The sequence below is a fragment of the Desulfonatronospira sp. genome, from assembly GCA_003563255.1.
Taxonomy (GTDB): Bacteria; Desulfobacterota; Desulfovibrionia; order Desulfovibrionales; family Desulfonatronovibrionaceae; genus Desulfonatronospira.
Genome location: PWSL01000159.1, coordinates 1 through 8,171, shown reverse-complemented (window position 1 = coordinate 8,171; position 8,171 = coordinate 1). Strand labels below are relative to the sequence as shown.

Genomic DNA, 8,171 nt, shown 5'->3' with positions numbered 1-8,171 from the left:
TGAGCCTGTACTGGCCGGTGTTAATTCTTTTGGTTTTGGAGGTACCAATGCCCATGTGCTGCTTGAAGAATCCATCCCATCTAATGCTCAAAATGTAAATAAGCAGCATACAGACAAACCGCCCCCACTGTTTATTTCAGCCAGAAGTGAAAACAGCCTAAAAAACCTGGCCCGGGCTTATGCCCATAAAATTCGACACTCAGACCCGGGCAGGTACTGTAAAATAGCCTACAGCGCTGCCACCGGAAGGGATCACCTGCGTTATCGCCTTGTAGCCGATACAGACAATCTGAAAGATATTGCCGCCGGTCTTCAGGCGTTTTCTCAGGATGACAACAGTTTTGAAGGATGCATTGTCGCCGGGGAGTCGGCCGGAGAAAAGGTGGGTACAGCCTTTGTCTTTTCGGGCAACGGAAGTCAGTGGCCTGGAATGGCTGCGGATTTGCTCAAAGATGATCCTCATTTTTCAAGTGCAGTGGATGAAGTGGATGATCTGCTGGGGCCAATGCTTGGATGGTCGGTGCGCAAAGAGCTGCAGAAGCCGCCGGAAGCTCATCGCCTGTATTTGACTGAGGTCAGTCAGCCCCTGTTGTTTGCAGTCCAGATTGGACTTGTCGGCTCTATGCAGCATAAAGGCATATCCGCCGATACCCTATGTGGCCATAGCGTGGGTGAGGTGGCTGCGGCCTGCGCAAGCCGGGCCCTGACACTGGAACAGGGCTGCCGGGTGATTTATTACCGAAGCCGCCTGCAAGGCAGAACAAAAGGTCTGGGAGGCATGGCCGCGGTAAACATCTCTCCGGAAGAGGCTTATAAGCTTGATGAAGTCAAGTCCGGCGGATTGGAGGTCTCAGCCATAAATACTCCCGGTTCAGTTACCCTGACAGGAGAGGCCGCGTATCTGCAGCAGGTTGAGACCAGGTTGTTGAGCCAGGGCGTTTTTTTTAAAAAGCTGGATATTGACTATGCTTTTCACAGCAGGTTGATGGAGAGTCTCAAAAAAGACCTTTATTATCACCTGCACAACCTCCAGGGGCAGGACAGTGCATTGGAGTTCGTGTCCACGGTGACCGGAAAAGCGGTTCCAGGAACCGAGCTTGATGCTGATTACTGGTGGTCGAATATCAGGGAGCCTGTTAATTTTTCCGCGGCTGTAGGGGGACTGATTGACAGAGGTGTAAGGGTTTTTATTGAAATAGGCCCTCATGGGGTGCTGCAGCATTATATCCACGAATGCGGCCGCATCAAAAATGTCAACCTGCGGAGGCTTCCCACATTAAACAAGCATGAGAGCGGTACAGCAGCCTTGCACAGAGCATGGCGCAAAGCTTATGTCTCTGGGTGCAACCCGGTTGCTCATCAAGTCTTTCCAGGATCGTCTACATGGGTGGATCTGCCCGGGTACCCCTGGGACCGGACCTATTGCGCCAGGCAGCACACCCCTGAAAGCCTGAATTTTCTTTCCGGACAGACAAAGGTCCATCCTTTGCTTGGGACCAGGCATAAGGATGCTTTGCTCTGGGAGCAGGACATGGACACCTTGACTCATCCCTGGCTTGCTCATCATGTTGTGGGGCAACAGCCGGTTTTCCCTGCTGCTGCATACCTGGAAACCGCTCTGGCCGCTGCCTGCAATCATGTGCACCGTACGCAGCAGGAGATTGAAAACATTTCTTTTCTGCATTTTCTGTTCCTACCCCCTGACTCCTCAAAAATTTTACGAACCAGTATCGAACCTGAAGAAGGCTTTTTCCGCATTCAAAGCAGAACGCGCATGAGCGATGAATCATGGAACCTGCATTGTACCGGAAAGATAACCTCAAGGGTCGATCTCCAGATTAAGCTCAGGGATGAGGTTGTGGATGCCCCGGAATCCTTCGGTCGGCCTCTGGATATCCAGGATTTTTATCAGCGCGCCGCTGGAATGGGACTGGATTACGGTCATTCCTTCAGGGTAATGAATAAAGCCTGGATACGACCGCGGGAGATTCTGGCTCAGATTTGCCCTGGCAATGAAAACAGCCATCCAGGTATGCATCTTTGTCCCTTTTCCCTGGACGGAGCTTTTCAGTCCCTGCTGGCCCTTTCATTCTGCTATCCCAATGGACATGCCGGACGGGTATATCTTCCAACCTGGATCAAAACCTTCAGGCTGCTGCAGCAAGGCAGGGTGGAATATTCCAGAGCGGTCATAGATAAAGTCTCCAGCTTTGTCATGGAGGCAAAAATCTCTTTTATGGACAAAAAGGGTAATGTTCTGGCAGTCATGGAAGGTTGCCGGTTCAGCCATGCCCAGAGTCTGAAAAGACTGTACAGGCCACCTGAGAAATTTGTTGTAAAACCACTGGCCATAAGCCCATGGAATGGTTCCAGTGCCCCTTTAAGGGATGCATGGGATATTCATGAAGAAGTTGTTACCCAGGTCGCCTGTCTTGGAGAGAGTCTTGATACCGGGACTTACAACCGTGAAGTACAGCCCCTGGTCAACGCTGCTCTGCTTTCAGGGATCCTTGAAACTCTTCAGAAAGCCGGCAGAACCGACAAGCCTCTCAGTATAGATGAATTTATGCTCAGGCTGAAAATAAAGCCTGAGCACAGGTATTACCTGGGCTATGTCCTCAGGCTTCTGGTTGCTGATGACCTGGCTGTCGAGGAGCAAGGGGGCTTCAGGCTGTCCATGGAAAACGAGCTGTTCCCCTCTGACCAGCTATGCAGGACTATAGTCAGAGATTATCCAGCCTATCTTGCAGAGGCATCTGTAGTATCCACGGTAGTCATGCATCTAAAAGAAGTCCTCCAGGGCTACATGGAGTTTTCCCGACTGCCCGGCATGGATTCCAGCAAAGGGGGGACGCCGCACTTTTTTTCTTCTTACACTGCCGGCATGCTGAACTTGACTTTACGCCACATTGTCGGGCTGGTGCAGCGTGATTCTGACAATGCCGGCATGTTGAAAATTCTGTCCCTTGAAGATGGTTCAGGAGTCCCCCTTGCTCATGTTATGCCTGTTCTACCTGCCAACAGGTTTGAGTACGTGACCCTGTGCAGTGACGAGGCGCAGTGTGAACTTATGCAGAAAAGGGCTTCAGACAGACCTGAGCTCAAATTTGAACAGCTTGATCTTCAAAACATGCAGGAGAAACATTTCCAGAGCCTGGGGCAATTCCATCTGATTTTGGCCCATCAGGCTCTGCATGCAAGCGACAACCTGGGTCAGGCGCTTTCCAACTGCTACAGGCTTTTGCATCCCGGAGGATGTCTAATCCTGTCGGAGTTGTCGCCCACCCCCTGCAACTGTCTGATCCTGGGCCTGGATCCTGCTTTCTGGAAATTTTCTTCCCATGCAAACACGCCTTCTCCCAGGCTTATGCCTGATAAGCATTGGAAAAAAGCTATGGAAAAGGCAGGATTTAAAGCATACCAGGCTTCTCTGGATCAGGATGCCGAGGAACCAGAATGCTTTACCCTGATCGGCGCCAAACCTGCAGCCTCCTCACAGGACTTACATGATCTGGTACACCCTTTAGAACCTGCTCAGGAAAAAGCCGGCACAGTCCGGCTTGTCATTGGTGATGCAGCTTCTTCGGAAAAAGCCGGCATCCTGTCCCTGGAGATCAGCAGGAATCTGCAAAACATGGGCCTTGATGCTGTCCGGATTGAATGTGGTCCGGGACTGGCTTTTACTCAGGAAGATCCCTGTCAGCTCAACCCGTTATCTGCTGAGCAATGGGAAGAATTTCTTCTTTACTGGTCCAAAAATGGCATTGCCCTGGAAATAATCACCCTCATGGGCCTTGACGAAAACCAGGATCCAGCACATGAAGAATTCAGCAGGCTGCTGCAGGCCGGTACTGTGTGTACTGCCATGCTGGCCAGGGCCTGGAGCCGGATCAATATTGACGCCCGGGTATGGATCCTGACCTTCGGCGCTGTTGATGTGCCTGAGTCCTGCTCCAGACCGGTTCCGTCACAGTCGGCGGCATGGGGAGCCGGAAGGGTCATGGCCAACGAAATGCCCGGACTGAGGGTAAGGCTGCTGGATATTCATCCCCATTCTTCAGGTGAACTTCCTGTTCAGGACGTTTTAAGGGAGCTTACAGCTTCAGTCCGGGACACTGAGGTTGTGCTGGCCGGAGGCAAAAGGTTTCTACCCAGACTTTTGCCTTTTGCCCACGAAGCAGGAGACAATGAGGCAGAGTCAGATGTATTGCAAAAGGTCAGGCTTGACTTTGATGTTCCCGGCAATCTGGATGGGCTGAGCTGGTCTAAAGCCCCCCGTCGGCTGCCTGGACCAGAAGAAGTGGAAATTGAAACCAGAGCCATAGGTCTGAACTTCAGGGATGTTATGCTTGCTTTGGGCTATCTGCCTGGAGAGGCCCTGGAAGACGGCTTTTCCGGTCCGCACCTGGGACTTGAATGTGCCGGCAGGATTGTGGCCAGGGGTTCTGACGTGCAGGGCCTGCAGGTTGGTGATAAGGTCATGGCTCTGGCTGGAGCATGCTTCAGTTCTCATGTCACAGCTCCGCATTATGCAGTTTTTCCCAAACCTGCACACTGGAGCTTTCAAGAAGCAGCTACTGCACCGGTGGCTTTTTTTACAGCATATTATGCCCTGAAAAACCTGGCTCAGCTGAGCGTTGCTGAAAAAGTGCTGGTGCACGGGGGAGCTGGAGGTGTCGGGCTGGCTGCTTTTCAGGTGGCCGGACATCTGGGTGCTGAGGTGTTCGCCACAGCAGGAACCAGAGAAAAAAGAGATTTTCTAAGGATGTTGGGGGTCCGGCACGTTTTTGATTCCAGGTCCCTCTCCTTTGAACAGGACATCCTGGAGGTGACCGGGGGACAAGGCGTTGACGCAGTGCTCAATTGCCTTGCAGGAGAGAGTCTGATGAAAAGTCTTGGCCTGCTCAAACCCTTCGGCAGATTTCTGGAACTAGGCAAACGCGATATCCTGTCTGACTCAGCCCTGAGGATGCGTCTTTTACGCCAGAACATTTCTTTTTTTACTATAGATATAGATCAGATTATGCTGTTCAAGCCGGAACTGGGCAGGGACATTTTTGCTCAAATCCTGAAGCTCTGTTCTCAGAAAGTCTTTCACCCTCTGCCGCACAACGTATATTCCAGGGCCTGCACAGCCGAGGCTTTTAAGACCATGCAGCAGTCCAGGCATATGGGCAAGATAGTCATCAATTGCGATGAAATGCATTACGGAGTGCAAAGTGCTTCGCCGGCAAAGTCTTTACAGGTCAGGTCCGACGGCAGTTACCTTATCACCGGAGCCACCGGGGGCCTGGGGCAGGCTGTAGCCTGCAGGCTGGTAAAGAGAGGGGCCGGGCATCTGATTCTCTTGAGTTCCAGGGGGATGGATACTGCAGGCAAGCAGGACTTTGTGCGCCGGTTAGAGAGTGCCGGAGCCGATGTCAGGGTTATCCAGGCTGATGTGGCAGACAAAGACTCTCTAGAGACAGCCCTGGACCAGGCCCTGAAAGAGATGCCCCCATTGGCGGGGGTGGTGCATTGTGCCGCCCGTCTCAATGATGCAGCCATGGTCAACCAGAGCTTTGAAAGCTTTCAGGAGGTTCTGGGACCCAAGGCTTTGGGTGCATGGAATCTGCACAACTATGTCAAAAACATGCACCTGGATCACTTCATTATGTTTTCTTCGGCCTCTACAGTACTTGGCAATCCAGGCCAGTCAAACTACGTAGCCGCCAATTCGGTCCTGGAAAACCTGGCCGCTTTCAGACACAGGTCCGGACTGCCTGCCCTGGCGGTGGCCTGGGGCCCAATAAGTGATGCAGGCATGCTGCAGAGAGATCCTGAAACTTTGCAAAAGATCCAGAAAACCACTGGAACAGCTCCTTTTACATCTGAAGAGGCTATGGATATCCTGGAAGAACTTCTGCAGCAGACCAGTCCTCTTGTGGCTGTATTAAAAATGGACTGGCACCGCTTCAGCAGTTCCAGGGTGGGTGGTTCCGGTTTGTTCAGCCGGATCCCTGAAGCTGCAAAGCATATCGGTCACGGGCATCTTGAGGTTTCATTAAAAGATACTCTTAAAAATATTTCCCAGCAGGAAGGGATTCAGCTTGTAACCGATTATGTCTGCCAGGAACTGGCAGTGATACTCAGGACTGAGGCTTCCAGGGTAAGGCGCGATGTCCCTGTTGCGGAAATGGGTATGGATTCTCTTATGGGTGTGGAACTCTCCGCTGCTTTGGATAAAAGGTTTGAAATGGATACCCGTTCTTCAATGATAATGGGGCAAAACACCACTGTTGAGCAGCTGGCCCGCCTGGTTTACCAGTACCTGAACCAGGATGAAAAGGATACCGAGAAGCTGAGAATCCAGAAATTTATCCGGCAGCACGGTCTAAAACTAAACCAGACTGCTGATATAAAGGCAAGGTGATTCAGCTTAAAGGGGACTGGCTCTTTTGCCGCCGGATAGTCCGGCCATTTTACGGTTTGAGGTCGGCAAAAGTGCCTGTCCCCGGTGGCCGGTCCCCGGTGGCGAGGCGATAATTTTCACAAAGTGTCGCTGTAGTGATATAAAGGCAAGGTGATTCAGACATGCCCGGTGATGATGCAACAGGTTCCTTTGGTCTTTCAGATAATGAAAAATCCAGACTCATTCATAGAATGCGCCGCAAGTCCTCCAGGGAGATTCATTCATCATACAGAGAGGATTTCTCAAGCCTGGAAGGCGATGATATACCGGATTTCAGCTTTAAGGATCTGCCGGGCTACCAGGATCTCGATATAATCTGGAGAGCCGCCGGACAGGCAGGAATCGAGTATCCTTTTTTCCTGTGCCATGAAGGAATCGCCCGGGATACCACCCGGATAAACGGCAAGACATTTCTCAATTTCTCTACCTACGATTATCTGGACTTAAACGGGTCCCAGGCAGTAAATCAGGCAGCTGCACAGGCCATGCAGAAATATGGCACTTCTGCCTCAGCCAGCAGGCTTGTGGCAGGCGAAAGACCAGTGCACCGTGAGCTTGAGACTGCACTGGCAAATTTTTACGGGGTTCAGGACAGCATTGTCTTTGTCAGCGGCCATGCCACCAATGTCTGGCTGCTGTGTCAGCTTTTTGATCATCATGATCTGGTGCTCCACGATTCCCTCATCCACAACTCCGTCATTATGGGGGCCAGGTTTTCCGGTGCCAAACGCATGTCCTTTGCACACAACAACCTGGATCACCTTGAAGAAATCCTTTTGCATAACAGAAGAGGCTGTAAAAAGGCGGTAATTATCACAGAAGGCCTTTTCAGCATGGATGGAGACATTCCGGATCTGCCCCGGCTGCTGGAACTGAAAAACAGGTACAAATGCCTGCTCATGGTGGATGAAGCCCATTCCCTGGGCACACTGGGTCCCACCGGCAGAGGTCTGGCTGAGCATTTCGGCCTGGCTTCGGATAACATCGATATTATCATGGGTACCCTGAGCAAGACCCTGTGCGCTTGCGGAGGCTTCATCGCCGGCTGCAAAGAACTGGTGGAATATCTAAAATATTCTGCTCCAGGCTTCGTGTTCAGCGTAGGTATTTCCCCTCCCCTGGCAGCTGCTTCACTGGCCGCCATTAATGAGCTGCTGAACAAGCCTTATAAAGTGACCCGGCTGCAGGAAACAGGCAGGTTTTTTTTAGAGTATGCCCGGTACAGGGGCCTGGATACAGGCACCTCTGCAGGTGCTGCCATAACCCCCATGATAGTGGGAAATTCTTTGCTGGCTGGAATGATTTCAGCAAGACTGGTACAGCAGTGCATCAATGTTTTACCCATTGTCTATCCTGCGGTACAGGAAAATGCAGCAAGACTGAGGTTTTTCCTCAGTGCAGCCCACAACCGGGATCAGGTCCGTCAGGCAGTGGATGCCGCAGCTGCAGAACTTGTCAGGTCAAGAGAAGAGTTGGAGCTGTAGGGAGATGTGTTGTCAGTTATCTGTTATCTGTTATCAGTGACTTACTCCTGAAACCCTGTCATAAAAAACAAGAAACTTAGACAGGATTAACAGGATGGATAGGATAATCAGCCAACGGCCTGATGCCGCTGACTGAATTTACCATCGCCAAGGGCGAGTGATTACCTTTTGGCCTGGCTTCCGGCCAGGACAAAAATGTTTTTCTCTTAATCAATCTCTTAATCCTGTTAATCCTG

2 protein-coding genes are annotated in these 8,171 nt (G+C 51.5%); both read left to right on the top strand.

Features of this window, described 5'->3' with window-relative positions:
• Positions 1-10: 10 nt before the first annotated feature.
• Positions 11-6,412, top strand: a complete 6,402-nt coding sequence (locus QZP87_RS04535; RefSeq protein ID WP_291321731.1) for an SDR family NAD(P)-dependent oxidoreductase — start codon at positions 11-13, stop codon at positions 6,410-6,412.
• A gap of 161 nt (positions 6,413-6,573) precedes the next feature.
• Positions 6,574-7,935, top strand: coding sequence for an aminotransferase class I/II-fold pyridoxal phosphate-dependent enzyme (locus QZP87_RS04530; RefSeq protein ID WP_291321730.1), 1,362 nt, complete (start codon positions 6,574-6,576; stop codon positions 7,933-7,935).
• The last annotated feature ends 236 nt before the right edge of the window (positions 7,936-8,171 follow it).